Genomic DNA, 22,172 nt, shown 5'->3' on the forward strand with positions numbered 1-22,172 from the left:
GCGCCGAGGAGACCGGACGCTCCGACCAGGGATGAGGGAGCGCGCGGACGGGGGAGCCGGCGCGTCAGGGCGCGCCGGAGGAGGAGGCGGCGCAGCGAGCGCCGTGCGGGGGAGGAGAAGAAGGAGAGGAGCGGCGGCGCGTCAGTAGGCGCCGACGGGGCGGAGCATCACGCGCAGCGTCCGCCAGAGGATCAGCAGATCGCCGGCCAGCGACCAGTTCTCGACGTAGTAGAGGTCGAGACGGATCCCGTCCTCCCAGTCGAGCTCGGAGCGGCCGCCGGTCTGCCACAGCCCGGTGATGCCGGGCTTGATGTAGAGGCGCCGGTTCACGACGTCGTCGTAGCGCTCCACCTCGCTGGGCAGCGGCGGGCGGGGACCGACCAGGCTCATGCTGCCGCGCAGCACGTTCCAGAACTGCGGCAGCTCGTCGAGCGAGTACCGGCGCAGCACCCGGCCGAGCGGGGTCACCCGGGGATCGTCGCGCAGCTTGAACAGCAGGCCGGAGCCCTCGTTCGCCGGGCTCAGCTCCGCGAGCCGCGACTCCGCGTCGGTGCTCATCGAGCGGAACTTGAGCATCGTGAACGGATGCCCGGCCCGCCCGACCCGCTGCTGCCGGAACAGCGCGGGGCCGGCGCTGTCGCGGCGGATCATCACGGCGAGCACGGCCAGCACCGGTGAGAGCACCAGCAGCGCGAGGGCGGAGACGCTCACGTCGAGCATCCGCTTCAGCGCGTGGCGCGGCCCGGAGTAGCGCGGCGGCTCGACCCGCATCAGCGGGAGGCCGTCCACCGGGCGCCAGTGGATGCGCGGTCCGGCGACGCTGCTGAGCCCCGGTGCGAGCACCAGCTCGACCGCGAACGGCTCGAGCGCCCAGCAGAGCCGGCGGAGGTAGGCGTCGCCGCCGTCCACCTGACCGGCCACGACGACCGCGTCGGCGCGCTGCTCCACGACCGCCTGGGCGATCGTGTCGATCGCTCCGACGACCGGGACCGAGCGGCCGCGCACCGTGATCGAGCGCCGCGACTCCGCGGGGCGCAGGCTCCCCGCGCCGTCGGCCGAGAGCACGACGCCGACGACGTCGTACTCCACGCGGCCGCGCCGCCGGTCGATCTGCGTGCAGATGTGCTGCACGTCACCGGCGCCGCCGACGACGATCACCCGCGACAGGGCGCGACCGGCCCGGCGCTCACGCGCCAGGTGGCCGCGGGTGACGGCGTGCGCCGCCAGCATCCCGCCGAGTCCGACGGGGAGGGCGACGAGCACGAGCACCCTCGGCAGGTCGACGTGCGTGAGGACCGAGGCGACGGAGGCGACGCCGAACGTCGCGACCGTGGCCGAGAGGAGACGGCGGAACTCGTCCGCCCCCGCCCCGATGCGGTGCGCGAGGCGCCGCTGGGCGAGGAGGACGGAGCCGGCCCAGAGCACTCCGAGCGCGCCGGCGACGACGAGATCGGAGGTCCGGGTGCCGGCGGAGGCCGGATCGGCGGTCGAGCGCAGGCCGGCGGCGAGCGCGACGGCACCGAGAACGACGAAGACGTCCGCGGCCAGGACCCTCCGCGAGAATCGGCGGCGCCAGCTCGAGGCCTCGGCCGGCGGTGCCGGGACGAGGACGAGGGCGCGCGGATCGCGCTGGGGAATCGGGGCCGCGGTGGAGACGGCGGTCACCGGCGTCTCCTGCTCTCACCACCGCTCGTATGCCGGGTCGCCGGGGGGCGGCGACAGGGTCTCGAGGAGGGATGGAGCCGTGGAATGGGCGCGCTGAAGGCGCGCACCAGTGGTGCATACAAAGGATCAACCTGCATTTCGGGTTTACAGGGAAAGGGGGTACTGCAGGGCGGGCTCGGAGGAGAGCGCGGTTTCGGGGCCGCGTCGGATCGTCGCCACGTCGACACCGAGCCGATCGTCGCGCTCCCAGGATGAGCAGGACGATCGAGGCGGGCCTCGCGTCGGGAGACGATGCACGACAGGGTTCGTGCACTGCGTTTCCCGGTGGTCGGGTGGTTCTCAGCTGAACATAGCGGCAGGGGCAACCCGGTACCTGGCCCCAGTACGGGGGGAGAAAAAGCGGTGACATCCTCGTGCACTCTCACAGCCCTCCCGGAGCCCTCCCGGAGCCCCTCCTACAATCGATGCGATGCAGGGAGCGCGATCGGGTCGCGCCTCGGCGTCGAGGGAGCACCGCCGCCCCCGATCGCCAGGAATCGAGACGGAGCGACGGTGTCCCCGCGCGGTCCGGGAGGTCACCTCCCGGGCCGCGTCGCCGCGTCGGGCGGGTCGTGCCGGCGACTAAAGTCGAGGGGTCACCCCAGCCCCGAGGAGTCCCCGCGCGTGTCGAACGAATCGTCGAACGTCCCCGAATCGTCCCGTCCGAGCGCCGAGGCGGTCCCCGTCGTCGTCGCCGAGGCCGGCACCGGGTTCACGCACTTCAGCGACCGCGCCGTCGTGGCGATCCGCGTCAACGGCGAGCTGAAGGACCTGGCCGCCGACGTCGTCCCCGGCGATCGGATCGAGCCGGTCCTGATCTCCTCGCCCGACGGCCTGAGCATCCTCCGCCACTCGGCCGCGCACGTCCTCGCCCAGGCCGTGCAGCAGGCCAACCCGGACGCGAAGCTGGGCATCGGCCCGCCCGTCACCGACGGCTTCTACTACGACTTCGACGTGGCCGAGCCCTTCACCCCCGAGTCGATGAAGGCCCTGGAGAAGGCGATGGACCGCATCGTCCGCCAGGGGCAGCGCTTCGTGCGCCGCGTCGTCACCGAGGACGAGGCGCGCGCCGAGCTCGCGGCCGAGCCGTACAAGCTCGAGCTCATCGGCCTGAAGGGTGCGGGCGCCGACGGCGAGTCGGTCGAGGTCGGCGGCGCCGAGCTCACCATCTACGACAACGTGGATCCGCGCACCGGCGAGACGGTCTGGAAGGACCTCTGCCGCGGGCCGCACCTGCCCAACACCCGGATGATCGGCAACGGCTACGCGCTCACCCGCAACGCCGCGGCGTACTGGCGCGGCTCGGAGAAGAACCCGCAGCTGCAGCGCGTCTACGGCACCGCCTGGCCGACGAAGGACGAGCTGCGCGCGCACCAGGCCCGCCTCGAGGAGGCCGCCCGCCGCGACCACCGCAAGCTCGGCCACGAGCTCGACCTCTTCTCCTTCCCGGACGAGATCGGCTCCGGCCTCGCGGTCTTCCACCCCAAGGGCGGCATCATCCGCTACGAGATCGAGCAGTACATGCGCGAGCAGCTGCTCGCGCACGACTACGAGCTCGTCTACACGCCGCACATCACCAAGGGCGATCTCTTCATGACCAGCGGCCACCTGCAGTGGTACGCCGAGGGCATGTTCCCCCCGATGCACCTCGACGAGCTGCAGGACGAGGACGGCACGGTCACCCGCCAGGGCCAGGACTACTACCTGAAGCCCATGAACTGCCCGTTCCACAACCTGATCTTCCGCTCGCGCGGACGCAGCTACCGCGAGCTGCCGCTGCGCCTGGCCGAGTTCGGCACCGTCTACCGCTACGAGAAGAGCGGCACCCTGCAGGGGCTCACCCGCGTGCGCGGGCTGACCCAGGACGACGCGCACATCTACGTCACGCAGGAGGACGTGTCGGCCGAGCTGACCCGCAACCTCGAGTTCGTGCTCCAGGTGCTGCGCGACTACGGCCTCGACGACTTCTACCTCGAGCTCTCCACCAACGAGGAGGGCAACCCGAAGTTCGTCGGCGACCCCGAGCAGTGGGAGTCGGCGATCGAGTCGCTGCGTGCCGTGGCCGTCGAGTCCGGCCTCGAGCTCGTCCCCGACCCGGGAGGAGCGGCGTTCTACGGCCCGAAGATCTCGGTCCAGGCGCGCGACGCCATCGGTCGCACCTGGCAGATGTCCACGATCCAGCTCGACTTCAACCAGCCCGAGCGCTTCGAGCTCGAGTACACCGCGTCCGACGGCTCGAAGAAGCGCCCGGTGATGATCCACCGCGCGCTCTTCGGCTCGATCGAGCGCTTCTTCGCGATCCTCACCGAGCACTACGCCGGCGCGTTCCCCGTCTGGCTCTCGCCCGTGCAGGTGGTCGGCATCCCGATCGCCGACGAGTACCTGCCCTACCTCGAGGACGTCGTCGGACAGCTGAAGAAGGCCGGCGTCCGCGCCGAGATCGACTACTCCAGCGACCGGATGCAGAAGAAGATCCGCAACGCGACCCTGCAGAAGGTGCCGTTCCAGATGATCGTCGGCGAGAAGGACCGCGACGCCGGAGCGGTCAGCTTCCGCTTCCGCGACGGCACCCAGGAGAACGGCATCCCCGTCGCCGACGCCGTCGCCCGCATCCGCGAGGCGATCGCGACGAAGGCGCAGGTCTAGCGGTGGCGGAGCCGTTCGACGACGCCGTCCCCGAGGGAGCGGAGTCCTCCGCGCACCTCGCCGGCGTGCCCGACGAGTTCCAGCGTCTGTGGACTCCGCACCGGATGGTCTACATCCAGAAGGGCCAGCCCGGCGCCGACGACTGCCCGTTCTGCGTCGCCCCCACCCTCGGTGACGAGGAGGCGCTGATCGTCGCGCGCGGCGAGCACGCCTACGTGCTGCTGAACCTCTTCCCGTACAACTCCGGCCACCTCCTGGTCTGCCCGTACCGGCACATCCCGCTCTACGACGAGGCCACTCCGGAGGAAGTGGCCGAGATCGGCGCGCTGACCCAGACCGCCATGCAAGTGATCCGCGAGGTCTCGAACAACGACGGCTTCAACCTCGGCATGAACCAGGGCGCCGTCGCCGGAGCCGGCATCGCCGCGCACCTGCACCAGCACGTCGTCCCCCGCTGGGCGACCGACGCGAACTTCTTCCCGATCATCGCCCGCACCAAGGCCCTCCCGCAGCTCCTCGGCGACGTCCGCGCCGGCCTGGCCGCCGCCTGGCCCCGCCCCTAGCCCGCGCCGTCCGCGTGCGGACGCACCCTGGCCGGGCAGGCCGGCGCCCGCGCCGCATGCTGGTCGAGTAGCCGCGCAGCGGCGTATCGAGACCCACCCATGCCGACCGTCACCCGCGCAGCGCCCTCCATGCCGGTCGAGCAGCCGCGCAGCGGCCTTCCATGCTGGTCGAGCAGCCGCGCAGCGGCCCTCCATGCTGGTCGAGTAGCCGCGCAGCGGCGTATCGAGACCCACCCGCCCCCCATTGTCCAGAGCCGATCCCACCCGGCTCCGTCTCGTAGACTGGACGCTGCCGTCGGCGGAAGACGCCGCACAGAACAGGACTCGCGAACATGACCGACACCACCCCCACGTCCTCCTCCGCCTCGGAGCAGTTCGGCTCGAGCCGCGTCAAGCGCGGGCTCGCCGAGATGCTCAAGGGCGGCGTGATCATGGACGTCGTCGACGCCGACCAGGCGCGCATCGCCGAGGACGCCGGAGCCGTCGCCGTGATGGCCCTCGAGCGCGTCCCCGCCGACATCCGCTCCCAGGGCGGCGTGGCGCGGATGAGCGACCCGGACCTGATCGACGGGATCGTCTCCGCCGTCTCCATCCCCGTCATGGCGAAGGCGCGCATCGGCCACTTCGTCGAGGCGCAGATCCTGCAGGAGCTCGGCGTCGACTACATCGACGAGTCCGAGGTCCTCTCGCCCGCCGACTACGTGAACCACATCGACAAGTGGAACTTCACCGTCCCCTTCGTCTGCGGCGCCACCAACCTCGGCGAGGCCCTGCGCCGCATCACCGAGGGTGCGGCGATGATCCGCTCCAAGGGCGAGGCCGGCACCGGCGACGTCTCCGAGGCGACCAAGCACATCCGCACCATCTCCGCCGAGGTGAACCGCCTGAAGTCCCTCACGAAGGACGAGCTCTACGTCGCCGCCAAGGAGCTGCAGGCGCCCTACGAGCTGGTCGCCGAGATCGCGCAGACCGGCAAGCTCCCCGTCGTGCTCTTCACCGCCGGCGGTGTCGCGACCCCGGCCGACGCCGCGCTGATGATGCAGCTCGGCGCCGACGGCGTCTTCGTCGGCTCCGGCGTCTTCAAGTCGGGCGAGCCCGCGAAGCGCGCCGCCGCGATCGTCCGCGCCACGACGTTCTTCGACGACGCGAAGGTCGTCGCCGAGGCGTCCCGCGGTCTCGGCGAGGCGATGGTCGGCATCAACGTCGCCGACGTGCCCGCGCCGCACCGACTCTCCGAGCGTGGCTGGTAGCGAGCACCCGCCCGTGGCGGGCGAGGCCCGGATCGCGGGCGAGGGCGAGACGCGGGAGTCCCTGGAGGGGCTCCGCGTCGGCGTCCTCGCCCTGCAGGGCGACTTCCGCGAGCACGCGCACGTCCTGCGCGAGCTCGGGGCCGAGGTGGTGCTGGTGCGCCGCCCGTCCGAGCTCGCCTCCGTCGCCGGCCTGGTCATCCCCGGCGGCGAGTCCACCGTGATGGACAAGCTGTCGCGCCTGTTCGACCTCGCGGAGCCGGTCAAGGACGCGATCGCCGCGGGTCTGCCGGTCTACGGCACCTGCGCGGGCCTGATCATGCTGGCGGACCGCGTCCTCGACCGCATCGACGGCCAGCACAGCTTCGGCGGCCTCGACGTCACCGTCCGCAGGAACGCCTTCGGCAACCAGCTCGACTCCTTCGAGACCGACCTGCACATCGCCGAGATCGGCGACCCGCCGATGCACGCGGTCTTCATCCGCGCTCCCGTGGTGGAGGAGCTGGGGGAGCGGGCACAGGCCCTCGCCACGCTGGCCGACGGCCGCGTCGTGGCGGTGGAGCAGGGCGCCCTGCTCGGCACCGCGTTCCACCCGGAGATCACCGGGGACTACCGCTTCCACGAGCTGTTCCTGCGGAAGGTCGCCGCGACCCGCTTCGGCGCGGCACAGTAGGGGCATGCCCGAACTCCCCGAAGTGCAGGCGCTCGCGCGCGACCTCGACGAGCGCCTCGGCGGTCGGGTGCTCGAGCGCCTGGACGTCTTCGCCGTGTCCGCCCTGAAGACGGTCACCATCCCGCCGTCGTCGCTGGCGGGGGAGACGGTGCACGGGGTGAGCCGGCACGGCAAGTTCCTCGACCTCGCGATCGGGGACGCGCACGTCCTGCTGCACCTGGCCCGGGCGGGCTGGGTGCGCTGGCGCCCGGAGCGCCCGACCGCGCCGGTGAAGCCGGGCCGCGGCCCGCTCGCCGCGCGCCTCGTCCTCGACGACGGCTCCGGCTTCGACATCACCGAGGCCGGGACGAAGAAGAGCCTCGCGATCTCGATCGTGCCGGATCCGCGGGACGTCCCCGGCGTCGCGAGGCTCGGACCGGACCCGCTGGACCCGGAGTTCACCCGCGAGATCCTCGGCGCGATCCTCGCCACCGCCGGCCGCTCCCAGATCAAGGGCGTGCTGCGCGACCAGTCCCGGATCGCCGGGATCGGCAACGCCTACTCCGACGAGATCCTGCACGTCGCGCGGATGTCGCCGTTCAAGCCGGCCTCGCTGACCCCCGACGAGCTCGACCGCCTCTACACCGCGCTCCGCTACACCCTCGAGGAGGCGCTCGGCCGGGCCGAGGGCCTGCACGCCGCCGACCTCAAGCGCGAGAAGAAGCTCGGGATGCGCGTGCACGGCCGCACCGGCGAGGCCTGCCCCGTCTGCGGCGACACCGTCCGCCAGGTGACCTACTCCGACTCCACGCTGCAGTACTGTCCCACCTGCCAGACCGGCGGCAAGCCCCTCGCCGACCGCGTCCTCTCCCGCCTCCTCAAGTAGATCTCCGGCCCCCGCACGCTCGTCCCCTTCGCCGTCCGGCGTGCCGGAGACCTTCCTCAGTGCTGGAGTCCCGCGGGGCGGACCTCCGGCTCGTGATTCGTGCTTCGGCTCGTGGATTCGGCCCGTTCGAGCGTGCCGGAGGTGTTCTCGCGTGCCGGAGCCTCCCGGGGTGGACGTTCGGCTCGTGATTCGCGCTCCGGCTCGTGGTTCCGGCCCGTTCCGGCGTGCCCGACCCGGATCCACGTGCCGAGCGCGCGGAGCAGCGACGCCCGTACGCGCCGGGAGCCGCCGCGAGCAGGCGCCCGGGCGCGGCTCCGGACGCCCCGACCGGCGCTCGATTACACTGGACCAGCCATCAGCGGCGCCCGCGGGAGTCGCACGAACGAGATTTCCGAGGGAGCACCGTGTCCGGGCATTCCAAGTGGGCCACGACCAAGCACCAGAAGGCGATCAAGGACTCGCGTCGCGCGAAGTCCTTCGCCAAGCTGATCAAGAACATCGAGGTGGCCGCCAAGATCGGCGGCGCCGACCTCTCCGGCAACCCGACGCTCGTCGACGCCGTGCAGAAGGCGAAGAAGACCTCGGTGCCGAACGACAACATCGACCGCGCGATCAAGCGCGGCGCGGGCCTCACCGGCGAGGTCATCGACTACACGACGATCATGTACGAGGCCTACGGCCCGAACGGCATCGCGCTGCTCGTCGAGTGCCTCACCGACAACAAGAACCGCGCGGCGGCCGACGTCCGCACCGCGATGACCCGCAACGGCGGCACCATGGCCGACCCGGGCAGCGTCGCCTACAACTTCGCGCGCAAGGGCGTCATCACGGTCCCGCACGGCGACGGCGTCACCGAGGACGACGTGCTCGGCGCGGTCCTCGACTTCGGCGTCGACGACGTCATCGACCACGGCGAGACCTTCGAGGTGCGCACCGAGGCCAGCGAGCTCGTCCCGGCCCGCTCCGCCCTCCAGGACGCCGGCATCGACTACGACGCCGCCGACGTCGAGTTCGTCGCCTCGCTGCAGGTCGAGGCCGACGCCGAGACGGCGCGCAAGGTCTTCCGCCTCATCGACGCCCTCGAGGACTCGGACGACGTGCAGAACGTCTACACGAACCTCGACATCACGCCCGAGGTCCGCGCCGAGCTCGAGAACGACGAGGAGTAGCCCGGTGACCCCGGCTCGTCCCGGGCGGGCGCGCTGATGCGCGTCCTCGGGATCGACCCGGGGCTCACCCGCTGCGGCGTCGGCATCGTCGACGTCGGACGCGACCGTCGGGCGACGCTCGTGCACGTCAGCGTCCTGCGCACGCCGCCCGCGGCGCCCCTCGAGCGCCGGCTGCTCGCGCTCGGCGACGGGATCGAGGCCCTGCTCGACGAGCACCGGCCCGACGCCGTCGCGATCGAGCGCGTCTTCGCGCAGAACAACGTCAGCACCGTGATGGGCATCGCCCAGATCAGCGGCGTCGCGCTCGTCGCGGCCGCCCGCCGCGACCTCGTGGTCGGCATGCACACGCCGAGCGAGGTGAAGGCGGCGGTGACCGGCTACGGCGCGGCCGACAAGCGCCAGGTCACCACGATGATCCAGCGCATCCTCCGCCTCGACGCCCCGCCGACGCCCGCCGACGCGGCCGACGCGCTGGCCCTCGCCGTCTGCCACGCCTGGCGCGGCGCGGTCCGCGCGGCCACCGCGGAGGCCGAGGGGGAGACCCCGGCCCAGCGCGCCTGGCGCGCCGCCGAGGCCTCCACTCGAACGCCTGTTCGAGCCTCTAGACTGACGCGGTGATCTCCTCCCTCCGCGGCACCGTCCTCTCCGCCCGCGGGAGCCTCGCGGTCGTCGACGTCCACGGCGTCGGCTACGCGGTCAACGTCACCCCGCAGCACGCGCTCGAGCTGCGCGTCGGCGACGAGACCGTGCTGACGACGACGCTGATCGTCCGCGAGGACTCGCTGACGCTCTACGGCTTCCCGGACGAGGAGCAGCTCGAGATCTTCGAGCTGCTGATCGCCGTCACCGGCGTCGGCCCCAAGTCCGCGCTGGGCGTGCTCGGCTCCGTCGAGCCCGACCGCATCGCGCAGGCCGTCGCCGACGAGGACGACGCCGTCTTCCGCAAGGTCTCCGGCATCGGCCCCAAGACGGCGAAGCTCATCATCCTGTCGCTCGCGGGCAAGCTCGCGGTCCGCCCGCGCGCCGCCCGGGGCTCCGGCCCCGCCGCGACGGCCGCGCAGAGCGTGCTCTCGGCGCTCGTCGGTCTCGGCTGGCCCGAGCGCGTGGCCGCCGAGGTGGTCGACGAGATCCTGCTCGACGCCCAGGTGTCGGACGCCGCGAGCGTGCAGTCGCTGCTCCGCCTCGCCCTGGCCCGGCTCGGTCCGGCGGCGCGCTCGTGAGCGGCGACGACCTGATGGGTCCCGAGGTCGCCTCCGAGGCCGAGATCGCCTTCGAGGGCGCGCTCCGCCCGAAGAACCTCGGCGAGTTCGTCGGCCAGCGCAAGGTCCGCGGCCAGCTCGAGCTGCTGCTCAAGGCGGCGGCGATGCAGGGCCGCACCCCCGACCACATCCTGCTGGCCGGCCCGCCCGGGCTCGGCAAGACCACGCTGGCGATGATCGTCGCGGAGGAGAGCTCCTCGCCGCTGCGGATGTCGAGCGGCCCCGCCATCCAGCACGCCGGCGATCTCGCCGCCGTCCTCTCCTCGCTCCTGCCCGGCGAGATCCTCTTCATCGACGAGATCCACCGCATGGCGCGCTCCGCGGAGGAGATGCTCTACCTCGCGATGGAGGACTTCCGGATCGACATCATGGTGGGCAAGGGCGCCGGAGCGACATCTGTCCCCCTGGATCTCGCGCCGTTCACCCTCGTCGGCGCGACGACGCGATCGGGTCTCCTGCCCAATCCGCTGCGCGACCGCTTCGGCTTCACGGCCCACCTCGAGTTCTACGCCGAGGACGAGCTGCGCCAGGTGCTCAGCCGGGCGGCGCGACTGCTCGACCTCGACATCGACGGCGAGGCGGTCGCCGAGATCGCCGGCCGCTGCCGGGGCACCCCGCGCATCGCGAACCGGCTGCTGCGCCGCGTCCGCGACTTCGCGCTCGTGCACGGCGGTCGCGCCGACGTCACCGCCGTGCGCGCGGCGCTCGACCTCTACGACGTGGACGAGCTCGGCCTCGACCGACTCGACCGCGCCGTGATGGACATCGTGCTCACCCGCTTCGACGGCGGGCCGGTCGGTCTCAACACGCTGGCGGTCTCCGTCGGCGAGGAGGCCGAGACGGTCGAGGCCGTCGTCGAGCCGTTCCTCGTGCGGATCGGCCTGCTCACCAGGACGCCGCGCGGCCGCGTCGCCACACCCGCGGCGTACCGGCACTTCGGCGTGGATCCGCGCGGGGGAGCGGCCGCCGGCTCCCAGCGGCCCCTGTTCGGAGATGACCTATAATCTTCAAGGCCCGACGGGCCGCTCGGTCCGCCGTACCGCCCCCTGAGCCCATCGGCTCTCGGACTCGCGGAGGACCGCCCTCAACTCCGGAAGGCTCACCCATGGATCCGACGATCATCCTGCTCGTCCTGCTTCTCGCCGTGATGATCATCTTCATGTTCCGCAACAACAAGAAGCGGCAGCGCGAGGCGGAGAAGATGAAGACCGGGCTCGTCCCCGGCGTCGAGCTGATGACCGGCTCCGGCCTCTTCGGCACGGTCGTGTCGGTCGACGAGGACGAGAACAAGATCGTCATCGAGTCGACCCCCGGCACCCTGCTGACCATCCACCGTCAGGCCGTCGCCCGCCTGGTCGACCCGGCGGAGAACGCCGTCGTCGCCGACGAGGACGAGGCCGCGATCGCGCCGGCCGCCGAGTCGCCCGCGTTCGGCGAGCGCGACGTCGCGCACTCCTCCGACCCGCTGGTCGACCCGGCGGAGCGCGACCGCAGGCCCGACGCGCAGTAGTCTCCAGGGCGGGCAGGGTGCCACGGCACCCCGCCCGCTCTTCCACGTCCGGGGTGCGCCCCGGTCCGAAGACCGTCGGCCGAGGGGTGGGCACGGACCGCGAGGTCCGCGCGGCGCCCGGGGTCGACGTCGACCGCAGAGCCAGCGTCGGCCGGAGAGCCGGCGCCGACCGAAGAAGAAGGTGAGCCCTGGGTGGCCGCATCAACCCCCGTCCGGAAGGCCAGGCGCTCCCTGAGCTGGCTCGGCGTCCTGATCCTCGCGCTCGTCGGCCTCAACGCCGCGGCCGTCGCCTTCGGCGGCGGCTCCTGGACGCCGAAGCTCGCGCTCGACCTCGAGGGCGGCACCCAGATCGTGCTGCAGCCGCAGCTCTCGGACGGCGAGAGCGTCTCCTCCGAGCAGCTCACCCAGGCCGTCTCGATCATCCGCCAGCGGATCGACGCCGCGGGCGTCTCCGAGTCGGAGATCACGACCCAGGGCTCGAGCAACATCGTCGTCTCGATCCCCGGCACGCCGGACGACGCGACCCTGCAGCGCATCGAGGCGTCGGCGAAGCTCGACTTCCGCCCCGTGCTCGTGGCCAGCCAGGCGACGAACAGCTCGGTCGGCGGCGACTCCACCGCCTCGCCCACGCCGACGCCGGTCGACCCCTCGCTCGCCACCGAGCCGACGGCGGAGCCCACCAGTGCGAGCGACCTCGCCTACATCACGCCGGCGCTCGAGGCGCAGTACACCGCCTTCGACTGCGCGTTCCTGAACGACCAGGACCCGAACCTCGCGCCGGCCGATCAGCCCCTGATCACCTGCGACGACAACGACACCGCCAAGTACATCCTCGGCCCGGTCGAGATCACCGGCGAGGACATCTCCGACGCCTCGAACGGCCTGATGACCACGTCCTCCGGTGCCAGCACCGGCACCTGGGCCGTCAACCTCTCCTTCGACGACCAGGGCACCCAGGCCTTCGGCGACGTCACCTCGCGCCTCGTCGGCCTGCAGGGCGCGCAGAACCAGTTCGCGATCGTCCTCGACGGCCGCGTCATCTCGGCGCCCTCCACCAACGCGGCGATCACCGACGGCAACGCGCAGATCTCCGGCTCCTTCACCCAGGAGTCGTCGAAGACCCTCGCCGACCAGCTGAAGTACGGCGCGCTGCCGATCGGCTTCCAGGTGCAGAGCTCCGACAGCATCTCGGCGACGCTCGGCTCGACCCAGCTCGCCAGCGGCCTGCTCGCCGGTCTGATCGGCCTCATCCTCGTCGTCGTCTACTCGATCGCGCAGTACCGCGTGCTCGGCGCGGTGACCATCGCCTCGCTGATGGTCGCGGCGATCGTCACCTACCTCGTGGTCACGCTGCTGTCCTGGCGGGAGGGTCTTCGCCTCTCGCTCGCGGGGGTCGCGGGTCTGATCGTCGCCATCGGCATCACGGCGGACTCCTTCATCGTCTACTTCGAGCGCATCCGCGACGAGCTGCGCGACGGCCGCGGGCTGGAGTCCTCGGTCGAGGCCGGCTGGCGGCGCGCGCTCCGCACGATCTTCGCGTCCGACATGGTGAACCTTCTCGCGGCGGTCGTGCTCTTCGCCCTCGCGGTCGGCAGTGTCCGCGGCTTCGCGCTCACCCTCGGCATCACGACGCTGATCGACCTCGTGGTCGTGATCCTCTTCACGCACCCGATGCTCCAGCTGCTGGCGACGACGAAGTTCTTCTCCGAGGGGCACAAGGCCTCCGGGCTGGATCCGCGGGCCCTCGGCGCGGTCTACCGCGGCCGCGCCGCGTTCCGCCCGCAGGACGCGGTCCTCGCGGGCAAGGGCGCCTCGGGCAAGGCGTCCTCGGCCTCGCGTGAGGCGGCCCGCCGTCAGACCATCGCCGAGCGCAAGGCCGCCGAGGCGGCCGCCGCGCGCAGCTCCTCGAACGACTCGAACGGGAAGGACGCGTGATGGCCAGCTTCTCGCAGTTCGGAAACGACCTCTACACCGGCAAGCGCTCGGTCGACTTCGTCGGCCGCCGCCGCACCTGGTACCTGATCTCGATCGCGATCATCCTGCTGACCGTGCTCGGCACGGCCGTCCGCGGCGGGTTCAACTTCAGCATCGAGTTCACCGGCGGCTCGGAGTTCACGGTCACCGACCCGGCGACGCTCGACCAGTCGGCGGCGACGGACGCCGTCACCTCGGTCTCGCCCGACGCGGTCCCGCGCGTCTCGATCGTCGGCGACGACTCGATCCGCGTGCAGACCAGCCAGCTGTCGACCGACGAGTCGACCCAGGTCCGCAACGCGCTGTCGGAGGCCTACTCGGTCCCGACCGAGCAGGTCGCCTCGTCCTTCATCGGCGCGGCCTGGGGATCTGACGTCACCCAGCAGGCCCTGCGCGGTCTGATCATCTTCGTGATCCTGGCCGCCCTGGCGATGTGGGCGTACTTCCGCACCTGGAAGATGTCGCTCGCCGCCATCGTCGCCCTGCTGCACGACCTCGTGATCGTGGCCGGCGTCTACGGCGTCACCGGGACCGAGGTGTCGCCCGCGGCGGTCATCGGCCTCCTGACGATCCTCGGCTACTCGCTCTACGACACCGTCGTGGTCTTCGACAAGATCCGGGAGAACACGGGGGAGTCGCTGAAGAGCAGCACCCGCACCTTCTCCGAGACGGTGAACCTCGCCGAGAACCAGACCCTGGTCCGCTCGATCAACACCTCGATCGTCGCCGCCCTTCCGGTGGCCGCGATCCTCGTGATCGGCGCCTTCGTCCTCGGCGCCGGCACGCTGCGCGACATCTCGCTCGCGCTGCTGATCGGCATCATCGTCGGCACCTACTCGACGATCTTCGTCGCGGCCCCGCTCTACGCCCAGCTGCGCAGCCGCGAGCCCGAGATCGCCAAGCACGACAAGCGCGTCGAGTCGACCCGCACCCGCGCGACGACCCCGGTCGTGCAGGGCTGATCGTGGCCGAGTACGCGCAGGTCACCGCCGCCGACGCCGTCGGTCTCGTCGCCCGCGACGAGGTCTGGCTCCTCGACGTCCGCGAGCCGCACGAGTGGGCCCTCGGGCACGCCCCGGCGGCGCACCACATCCCGATGGGCAGCATCGGCGAGCGGCAGGACGAGCTGCCCCGCGACGCCGCGATCCTCGTGGTCTGCCACTCCGGCGTCCGCTCGGCGATGGTCGTCCAGGCGCTCGACGGCGCCGGCTACGAGACGGCGAACATCGAGGCCGGGATGACCGCCTGGGCGGCCGCCGGCGGCGAGGTCGTGGACGGCGAGGGGCGCCCCGGTCGGATCGACTGAGCGCGGCCCTGTCCGCTCCCGGCGGACCGGTCACCGGCACGCCCGGGACGGGCGATAATAAGGCGATGGAGATCCCCGCGTGAGCGACACCACGACCACGTCCTCGACCGCTGCCCTGCGCAGACTGGTCCCGCGGATCTTCTCGCGCGCGCAGCCCTCGGGCGCCGTCGATACGCTCGTCCGCACGGTGCGCACGCACCACCCCAAGAGCGACATCGCGCTGATCGAGCGGGCGTACTCGGTCGCCGAGCGCGCGCACGCGAACCAGAAGCGCCGCAGCGGCGAGCCGTACATCACGCACCCGCTCGCCGTCGCGCAGATCCTGGCCGACCTCGGCATCGGATCGAAGACGATCGCGGCCGCGCTGCTGCACGACACCGTCGAGGACACCGACTACAAGCTCGACGAGCTCCGCGCCGACTTCGGCGACGAGGTCGCGATGCTGGTCGACGGCGTCACCAAGCTCGACAAGGTGAAGTACGGCGACAGCGCTCAGGCCGAGACGGTCCGCAAGATGATCGTGGCGATGTCGAAGGACATCCGGGTGCTCATCATCAAGCTCGCCGACCGCCTGCACAACGCGCGCACCTGGGGCTTCGTCCCCGCCGAGTCGGCGGCGCGCAAGGCGACCGAGACCCTCGAGATCTACGCGCCGCTCGCCAACCGCCTCGGCATCCAGGCGATCAAGTGGGAGCTCGAGGACCTGTCCTTCGCGGTGCTCTACCCCAAGATCTACAACGAGATCGAGAGCCTCGTGAAGGTGCGGACCCCGCAGCGCGAGGAGTTCGTCCAGAGCATCATCGACCTGATCGGCGAGGACCTGCGTGCGGGCAAGATCCGCGGTCGCGTCGTCGGCCGGCCCAAGCAGTACTACTCGATCTATCAGAAGATGGTCGTCCGAGGCCGCGACTTCGACGAGATCTACGACCTCGTCGGCATCCGCGTGCTCGTCAACTCGGTGCGCGACTGCTACGCCGTGCTCGGCTCGATCCACGCGCGCTGGAGCCCGATGCCCGGGCGCTTCAAGGACTACATCGCGACGCCGAAGTTCAACCTGTACCAGTCGCTGCACACGACGGTGATCGGCCCCAAGGGCCGTGCGGTCGAGATCCAGATCCGCACCAACGAGATGCACCAGCACGCCGAGTTCGGCATCGCGGCGCACTGGAAGTACAAGGAGCAGATGGCGACGGGCAAGGTCGCCTCCGGCTCGAACGACACCGACCTCGCCTGGCTCGCGCACCTCTCCGACTGGCAGTCCGAGACGACGGACCCGAACGAGTTCCTCGACTCGCTCCGCTTCGAGATCGGCGCGAAGGAGGTCTACGTCTTCACGCCCAAGGGCCGCGTGATCGGCCTGCCCACCGGCGCGACCCCGGTCGACTTCGCCTACGCCGTGCACACCGAGGTCGGCCACCGCACCATGGGCGCGAAGGTCAACGGACGCCTGGTGCCGCTGGAGTCCTCGCTGACCACCGGCGACGTCGTCGAGGTCTTCACCTCGAAGAACCCCGACTCCGGCCCGAGCCAGGACTGGCTGAACTTCGTCCAGAGCCCGCGGGCGCGGAACAAGATCCGCCAGTGGTTCACCAAGGAGCGCCGCGACGAGGCGATCGAGCAGGGCAAGGACTCCATCGCGCGGGCGATGCGCAAGCAGAACCTGCCGCTGCAGAAGCTGATGAGCCAGGACACCTTCACCGAGGTGGCCAGCCAGCTGCGCTACAACGACGTCGAGGCGCTCTACGCCGCCGTCGGCGAGGGCCACGTCTCGACCCAGTCGGTGCTCGAGAAGGTCGTCGCGACGATCCAGGGCGACCCGGAGTCGGACGAGCACGAGGTCACCCTCCCGCGGTCCCCGCGCCCGCGCAGCCGCAGCAGCGAGTCGGGTGTCCTGGTCAAGGGCGCGCCGGACATCCTGGTGAAGCTCGCGAAGTGCTGCACCCCGGTGCCGGGCGATCAGATCGTCGGCTTCGTCACGCGCGGCGCCGGCGTCTCGGTGCACCAGGCGAACTGCCACAACGTGCAGGAGCTGCTCAAGGAGCCCGAGCGGATCGTCGACGTCGAGTGGGCGCCCTCGTCCAAGAGCATCTTCCTGGTGCAGATCCAGGTCGAGGCGCTGGACCGGTCCGGCCTGCTGAGCGACGTCACGCGGGTGCTCTCGGAGCACCACGTGAACATCCTCTCGGCGACGGTCTCCACCTCCAGCGACCGCCTGGCGATCAGCCGGTTCGTCTTCGAGATGGGCGACACGACCCACCTCGACCGCGTGCTCAACGCGGTGCGGCGGATCGACGCCGTCTACGACGTCTACCGGGTCAACGCGGGCTGACCGCCGCCCGACCGCCGGCGCCGGGTGCAGTCCCGGCGCCGGTGCCGGTGCCGGCCTCAGCTCAGAGCGCTCCGCAGCCGCTCGAGGGCGATCCGTCGGCCCGCGACCGGCGCGCCGTCCTCCAGGCGCTCGAGCACGCGGGCGAGCGGAGTGGCGGTCACGGCGGCCAGTGCCCGCAGGAGCCCGTCTCCGGAGGCGTCCCGGGTGCGCGCGAGGTCGATCAGCGTCCGCTCCGGCGTGGTCACCGGGCAGCCGCCGAGCACGACGACGTCCTCGTCGGTGAGGCGCACCTCGTGGAAGCGCACCCGCGCCAGCATCGGCGGGTGCAGGCGGTTCCGCCGGTCGATCGAGGCGCTGTGCACCCGCGGAGCGTCCGTCACGGCGCCGTGAACCCAGGCGGCGGACGTGCGGTCGGCGACCGTCCCCGTCGGCAGGACTGCGAGCAGCGCCGCGCCCCGCTCCGGCGGGCCGAGCGGCAGGTCGGCGAGGAGGAAGCCCTCGTCGAGCGCGACCACCTCGCCGTCGAGCCGCGCGGCGCACAGCTCGGCGAGCGGCAGGTGTCCCGGGAGCAGAACGGAGGGGAGGCGCGTCATCCGCCCATGGTGGACGACGCACCTCCCCTCCGGGGAGCACCGAGCGGATCTGTGGAGGGATCCGCTCCGCCGGATCAGCCCAGGGCGTCCAGCCACACCTTGCGGGCGTCGAGCGCCTCCTGAGCCTGGGCGATGGCGGCGCGGTCGCCGCGCGCCTTCGCCTCGTCGAGCTCGTCCTGGAGCTTCTGGATGGCGGCGGTCAGCTGCGACGCGAGACCCTCCGAGCGTGCCTTGCGCTCGGGGTTGCTGCGGTTCCAGTGCTCCTCGTCGAGCTTGCGCACGTGCGCCTCGACCTTGCGCAGGCGGTCCTCGATCGTCCGCACCTGCTCGCGCGGCACGCGGCCGATCGCGTCCCAGCGCTCCTGGACGGAGAGCAGCACCCGCTTCGCCTTCTCGCGGTCCTGCTCCTGCAGGAGTGGCTCCGCCTCCTCGAGCAGGGCGAGCTTGAGGTCGAGGTTCTCGGTGTACTCGACGCTCTCCTGCGCGACCACCTCGGCCTTGGCGCCGTAGATGGCGTCGCCGGCGGCCTTGAAGCGCGCCCACAGGGCGTCGTCGAACCGCTTGCCGGCCCGACCGGCGACCCGCCAGCGCTCGAGGAGCGCCCGGTACTCCGGGATCGCCTCGGCGCCGCGCGAGACGAGGGCCTCGGCCTGGTCGATCAGCGCCTGCTTGGCCGACTTCGCCTCGCGGTGCGCCGAGTCGAGATCGGCGAAGAACGCCTTGCGGTTCTGCTCGATCGTGGTGCGCGCCCCGCGGAAGCGGCGCCACAGCTCGTTGGCGTCGTTCTTGGGCAGGCGCGGACCCTGCTGCTGGTGGCTCTGCCAGCGGGCGAAGAGGTCGTCGATCGCGGCGCTGGCCTGCTTCCACTGCGTCTTCGCCGGATCGACCGCGGCCAGGGCCTCGGCCTCGGCGACGATCGCCTCGCGGTGCGCGATCGCGTCGGCCAGGGCGGCCTTCGTCTCGGCGGCCTGCTGCTCGGAGAGGTCCTCGACCGAGCCGCTCAGCGCGCTGACACGGGCCTGCAGGGCGGCGAGGTCGCCGACCGCGTGGGCCTGGGAGATCGCCGCGGTGAGGGTCTGCACGCCGCGCGAGACGTCCGTCGCCGGAGCGCCGCGCTTGGCGCGCTGCTCGAGCAGCGACACCTGGCCGGCGAGCTCGGTGTACTTGCGCTCGTAGTAGGCGAGAGCCTCCTCGGGAGACGCGTCGGGGTACTGGCCGACCTCGCGCTCCTCGTCGCCCACGCGGACGAAGACGGTGCCGTCGTCGGCGACGCGGCCCCACGGCTGCTGGGCGCCCGCGCGCGGACCGGGGGTCGCGAGAGCCGCGGGGGTCGCCGCGGCCGGAGCCGGTGCGTCCTCGGAGGACGGAGCCTCGTCGGGAGCCGGTGCCTCGTCGGGAGCCGGTGCCTCCTCGTCGGGAGCCGCCGCGTCCTCGGGAGCCGCCGTGTCCTCGGAGCTCACCGTGTCCTCGGAGCTCACTGCGTCCTCGGAGTCCGCCGCCTCGGGGGAGTCCCCTCCGCGCTCGGGAGCGTCCGTCTCGGCCGGGGCCTCGGCGCCCTCGGGGGCGCCGCTGCTCTCGGGGACGGCCGTCGTCGCGGAGGACGGGCTGTCGTCGGGGGACACGGTGTCGGGGGTGGACACGGTGTCGATGTCGCCATCTGGAGTCAGCATCGGGTGCCGCCTTTCGCTGTCGTCCCGCCCCTCGGCCTCGGTGCTCGACAGCCGGAGGCCGACGACCGCGCTCAGCCGCGAACGGGCAGTGACGACAAGCCTATTGCACACCCCCGTCCCCCGTCCGTCCGCGGTCCCGCGGGTCGCCGACGAGGCTCGCGCGGCGGCTACTGGAGCGAGACGCCGCCGATCGCCACGGGCTCGGCGGGGGCGCCGTCGCCGGAGCCGTCGGCCGTGCCCTTCGCGACCACGTCGCTGACGAGCGCGTCGAGTCCGGAGGTGACCTGCCCGACGACGGTGTACCCGCCGGCGGCGTCCTCGGGGAGCTGCGTGTCCTGGTAGACGATGAAGAACTGGCTGCCCTGGCTGTAGCCGTTGCCGCCCTGGCGGGCCATGGCGACGGTGCCGGCGGGGTAGACGCCGTCGGCGGGCGCGTTCTCGACCGGACCGTAGCTGTAGCCGGGGCCGCCGGTGCCGTCGCCGTTCGGGTCGCCGCACTGGAGGACGTAGAGGCCCTCGGTGGTCAGGCGGTGGCAGGAGACGCCGTCGTAGAAGCCGGACTGCGCGAGCGAGACGAAGGACGAGACGGCCTGCGGGGCGGCGGCCCCGGCCAGCGTGATGCCGAGCTCGTCGCTGTTGATCGACATCGTGCCGGTCCAGTCGCGGCCCTCGGCGAGGTCGGCGGAGGGGACGTCGCCGGTGTTCTGACCGGTCGCCTCGGGGGTGGGCGTGGGCGTGGCGCTCGCGGACGACGTCGGCTCGGCGACGGGCGTGCCGGGGCCGCCGGAGAAGTAGAGGAGCTGCGCGATCACGGCGAGGGCGATCACGACGACGCCCGCGACGGCCGCGACGACGTTGTCGCGCGCCCGGCGCTTCGCGCGCGTCCGGTGCAGGGTCTGCCGCGCCTGGTAGGCCCTGAGTCGGGTGCGCGCCTCGCGATCGTTCGTCCTGCCCTGGGCCACGTGTTCCTCCGCCGTCCTGCGTCGCGCCTGCGTCCGGCGCGGCCCCGCGCGAGCGCGGAGCGCGTCGAGCCTACGAGAATCGCCGCGCGCCCGCGGGACGCGGCGGCGCAGGGCGCGCGGTCGGCGCCGTGGACACCGAGCGGCGGAGGGGGCGGCGGAGGGCGCCGCGGAGGGCGCTGCGGAGCGGACTGCGGCTGCGGCCGGGAAGGCCCCTGTCGGAGGGCGTCGTTACGCTGGAGCGATGACCATGCAGCAGGCCGGACTCCGCTCCGGGGCGACCCCGCTCGCCGTGCGCATGCGTCCCCGCAGCCTCGAGGAGGTCGCCGGGCAGCGGCACCTTCTCACCCCCGGCTCGCCGCTGGTCGCCCTCGCGGCCGACACGACCGGCGAGCGCGGCGCGGTGTCGGTGATCCTCTGGGGTCCCCCCGGCACCGGCAAGACGACGCTCGCCCAGGCCGTCGCGCACTCCAGCGGCCGCCGCTTCGTCGAGCTCTCTGCCGTGACCGCCGGAGTGAAGGACGTCCGCCAGGTGATGGAGGAGGCGCTGTCCACCCGCGACCTCTACGGCACCTCGACCGTGCTCTTCCTGGACGAGATCCACCGCTTCACGAAGGCGCAGCAGGACGCGCTGCTGCCCGGCGTCGAGAACGGCTGGGTCATCCTCATCGCGGCGACGACCGAGAACCCGTCCTTCTCCGTGATCGCCCCGCTGCTCTCGCGCTCCCTGCTGCTCACGCTCAACACCCTCGACGACGACGACCTCGGCCTCCTCGTCGACCGCGCCCTGCACGACGAGCGCGGGCTCCGCGACTCGGTGCGGCTCGACGACGAGGCGCGGGCGAGCATCGTCCGGCTCGCCTCGGGCGACGCGCGCCGGGCGCTGACGGCGCTCGAGGCCGCGGCCACCTCCGCGAAGTCGGAGGCGCGCGAGGCGGACCGGCTCGCGCGCGCGACGGCCGGTGAGGTCTCGGCGGCATCGGACGACGACGAGGACGACGAGGACGACGACGAGGACGATGGCGGCCCCGCAGAGCCGGTCGTCGCCGAGGAGCCGGAGCTCCCGCTGATCACCGTCGAGGTCGTCGCCCGGGCCGTCGACCGCGCGCTGCTGCGCTACGACCGCAACGGCGACGAGCACTACGACGTCATCAGCGCCTTCATCAAGTCGATCCGCGGCTCGGACGTCGACGCCGCGCTGCACTACCTCGCGCGGATGATCGAGGCGGGGGAGGACCCGCGCTTCATCGCCCGGCGGATCATCGTCTCCGCGTCCGAGGACATCGGGATGGCCGATCCGCAGGCGCTCGTCGTCGCGATCGCCGCGGCGGACGCCGTCCAGTTCATCGGCATGCCCGAGGGGCGCATCCCGCTCGCGCAGGCCGTCGTCCACCTCGCCACGGCGCCCAAGTCGAACGCCTCGTACTCGGCCATCGACAAGGCGATCGCGGACGTCCGCGCCGGCAAGGCGGGCCGGGTCCCGCCGCACCTGCGCGACGCGCACTACCCGGGCGCCAAGCGCCTCGGCCACGGGAAGGGGTACCGCTACCCGCACGACGCCGAGCTGGGCGTCCTCGAGCAGCAGTACCTGCCGGACGAGCTCCGCGGCGCGCGCTACTACGCCCCGACCGAGCACGGCAACGAGCGCGACGTGTCGGCGCGGCTGGCGAAGCTGCTCCGCATCATCCGCGGCCGCGGCTGACGA

The 22,172-nt window shown here is 72.2% G+C and carries 19 protein-coding genes; 15 read left to right on the plus strand and 4 right to left on the minus strand.

What is annotated here, in order from left to right; translation table 11 throughout:
• Positions 1-141: 141 nt before the first annotated feature.
• Positions 142-1,665, minus strand: coding sequence for a sugar transferase (locus HQQ82_RS18070; protein ID WP_173235498.1), 1,524 nt, complete (start codon positions 1,663-1,665; stop codon positions 142-144).
• Positions 1,666-2,442: 777 nt separating this feature from the next.
• Here HQQ82_RS18070 and thrS point away from each other — a divergent pair.
• From thrS to HQQ82_RS18140, 14 genes are all read left to right on the plus strand, one after another.
• Positions 2,443-4,350 carry a threonine--tRNA ligase gene (gene thrS, locus HQQ82_RS18075; RefSeq protein WP_367948030.1) on the plus strand — a complete coding sequence of 636 codons (1,908 nt, stop codon included), beginning with the start codon at positions 2,443-2,445 and terminating at the stop codon, positions 4,348-4,350.
• Between the two features lie 2 nt (positions 4,351-4,352).
• The gene (locus tag HQQ82_RS18080) at positions 4,353-4,913 is read left to right on the plus strand and encodes an HIT domain-containing protein (RefSeq protein ID WP_367948011.1); all 561 of its coding nucleotides are present in this window, start codon (positions 4,353-4,355) and stop codon (positions 4,911-4,913) included.
• Positions 4,914-5,245: 332 nt separating this feature from the next.
• Positions 5,246-6,163, plus strand: coding sequence for a pyridoxal 5'-phosphate synthase lyase subunit PdxS (pdxS, locus tag HQQ82_RS18085; RefSeq protein ID WP_173235502.1), 918 nt, complete (start codon positions 5,246-5,248; stop codon positions 6,161-6,163).
• Between the two features lie 61 nt (positions 6,164-6,224).
• Complete coding sequence (gene pdxT, locus HQQ82_RS18090; RefSeq protein WP_216848780.1) at positions 6,225-6,833, plus strand: pyridoxal 5'-phosphate synthase glutaminase subunit PdxT; 609 nt, start codon at positions 6,225-6,227, stop codon at positions 6,831-6,833.
• A gap of 4 nt (positions 6,834-6,837) precedes the next feature.
• Entirely contained in the window at positions 6,838-7,698 is an 861-nt protein-coding gene (locus HQQ82_RS18095; RefSeq protein WP_173235504.1) for an Fpg/Nei family DNA glycosylase, read from the plus strand.
• Positions 7,699-8,102: 404 nt separating this feature from the next.
• Positions 8,103-8,867, plus strand: coding sequence for a YebC/PmpR family DNA-binding transcriptional regulator (locus tag HQQ82_RS18100; RefSeq protein WP_173235506.1), 765 nt, complete (start codon positions 8,103-8,105; stop codon positions 8,865-8,867).
• A gap of 36 nt (positions 8,868-8,903) precedes the next feature.
• Positions 8,904-9,485 (plus strand): crossover junction endodeoxyribonuclease RuvC, encoded by a 582-nt coding sequence (gene ruvC / locus HQQ82_RS18105; protein ID WP_173235508.1) that lies wholly within the window; start codon positions 8,904-8,906, stop codon positions 9,483-9,485.
• The gene (ruvA, locus tag HQQ82_RS18110; protein ID WP_173235510.1) at positions 9,482-10,087 is read left to right on the plus strand and encodes a Holliday junction branch migration protein RuvA; all 606 of its coding nucleotides are present in this window, start codon (positions 9,482-9,484) and stop codon (positions 10,085-10,087) included. Before ruvC ends, ruvA begins: the two co-directional genes overlap by 4 nt.
• A 14-nt stretch (positions 10,088-10,101) precedes the next feature.
• Positions 10,102-11,130: a Holliday junction branch migration DNA helicase RuvB gene (gene ruvB / locus HQQ82_RS18115; protein ID WP_173235881.1), complete on the plus strand. Its 1,029-nt coding sequence runs from the start codon at positions 10,102-10,104 to the stop codon at positions 11,128-11,130.
• Between the two features lie 101 nt (positions 11,131-11,231).
• Entirely contained in the window at positions 11,232-11,636 is a 405-nt protein-coding gene (yajC, locus tag HQQ82_RS18120; protein ID WP_173235512.1) for a preprotein translocase subunit YajC, read from the plus strand.
• A gap of 192 nt (positions 11,637-11,828) precedes the next feature.
• Positions 11,829-13,571: a protein translocase subunit SecD gene (secD, locus tag HQQ82_RS18125; protein WP_173235514.1), complete on the plus strand. Its 1,743-nt coding sequence runs from the start codon at positions 11,829-11,831 to the stop codon at positions 13,569-13,571.
• Positions 13,571-14,572 carry a protein translocase subunit SecF gene (gene secF, locus HQQ82_RS18130; RefSeq protein WP_173235517.1) on the plus strand — a complete coding sequence of 334 codons (1,002 nt, stop codon included), beginning with the start codon at positions 13,571-13,573 and terminating at the stop codon, positions 14,570-14,572. Before secD ends, secF begins: the two co-directional genes overlap by 1 nt.
• Positions 14,573-14,574: 2 nt before the next feature.
• Positions 14,575-14,916 carry a rhodanese-like domain-containing protein gene (locus HQQ82_RS18135; RefSeq protein WP_173235519.1) on the plus strand — a complete coding sequence of 114 codons (342 nt, stop codon included), beginning with the start codon at positions 14,575-14,577 and terminating at the stop codon, positions 14,914-14,916.
• A gap of 79 nt (positions 14,917-14,995) precedes the next feature.
• Positions 14,996-17,245: a bifunctional (p)ppGpp synthetase/guanosine-3',5'-bis(diphosphate) 3'-pyrophosphohydrolase gene (locus HQQ82_RS18140; RefSeq protein ID WP_123446201.1), complete on the plus strand. Its 2,250-nt coding sequence runs from the start codon at positions 14,996-14,998 to the stop codon at positions 17,243-17,245.
• A 56-nt stretch (positions 17,246-17,301) separates the two neighbouring features.
• On the opposite strand, the gene HQQ82_RS18145 is transcribed toward HQQ82_RS18140, so the two are convergent.
• From HQQ82_RS18145 to HQQ82_RS18155, 3 genes are all read right to left on the minus strand, one after another.
• Positions 17,302-17,838 (minus strand): type IV toxin-antitoxin system AbiEi family antitoxin, encoded by a 537-nt coding sequence (locus HQQ82_RS18145; protein ID WP_173235521.1) that lies wholly within the window; start codon positions 17,836-17,838, stop codon positions 17,302-17,304.
• A gap of 74 nt (positions 17,839-17,912) precedes the next feature.
• Positions 17,913-19,079 carry a DUF349 domain-containing protein gene (locus tag HQQ82_RS18150; RefSeq protein ID WP_367948032.1) on the minus strand — a complete coding sequence of 389 codons (1,167 nt, stop codon included), beginning with the start codon at positions 19,077-19,079 and terminating at the stop codon, positions 17,913-17,915.
• A 596-nt stretch (positions 19,080-19,675) separates the two neighbouring features.
• On the minus strand, positions 19,676-20,470 hold the full coding sequence (locus HQQ82_RS18155; protein WP_173235525.1) for a peptidylprolyl isomerase: 795 nt from the start codon (positions 20,468-20,470) through the stop codon (positions 19,676-19,678).
• A gap of 241 nt (positions 20,471-20,711) precedes the next feature.
• Between HQQ82_RS18155 and HQQ82_RS18160 the strand changes: the two genes are divergently transcribed.
• Complete coding sequence (locus HQQ82_RS18160) at positions 20,712-22,169, plus strand: replication-associated recombination protein A (RefSeq protein ID WP_173235527.1); 1,458 nt, start codon at positions 20,712-20,714, stop codon at positions 22,167-22,169.
• The last annotated feature ends 3 nt before the right edge of the window (positions 22,170-22,172 follow it).

The sequence above is a fragment of the Rathayibacter sp. VKM Ac-2856 genome, assembly GCF_013205055.1.
Classification (GTDB): domain Bacteria; phylum Actinomycetota; class Actinomycetes; order Actinomycetales; family Microbacteriaceae; genus Rathayibacter.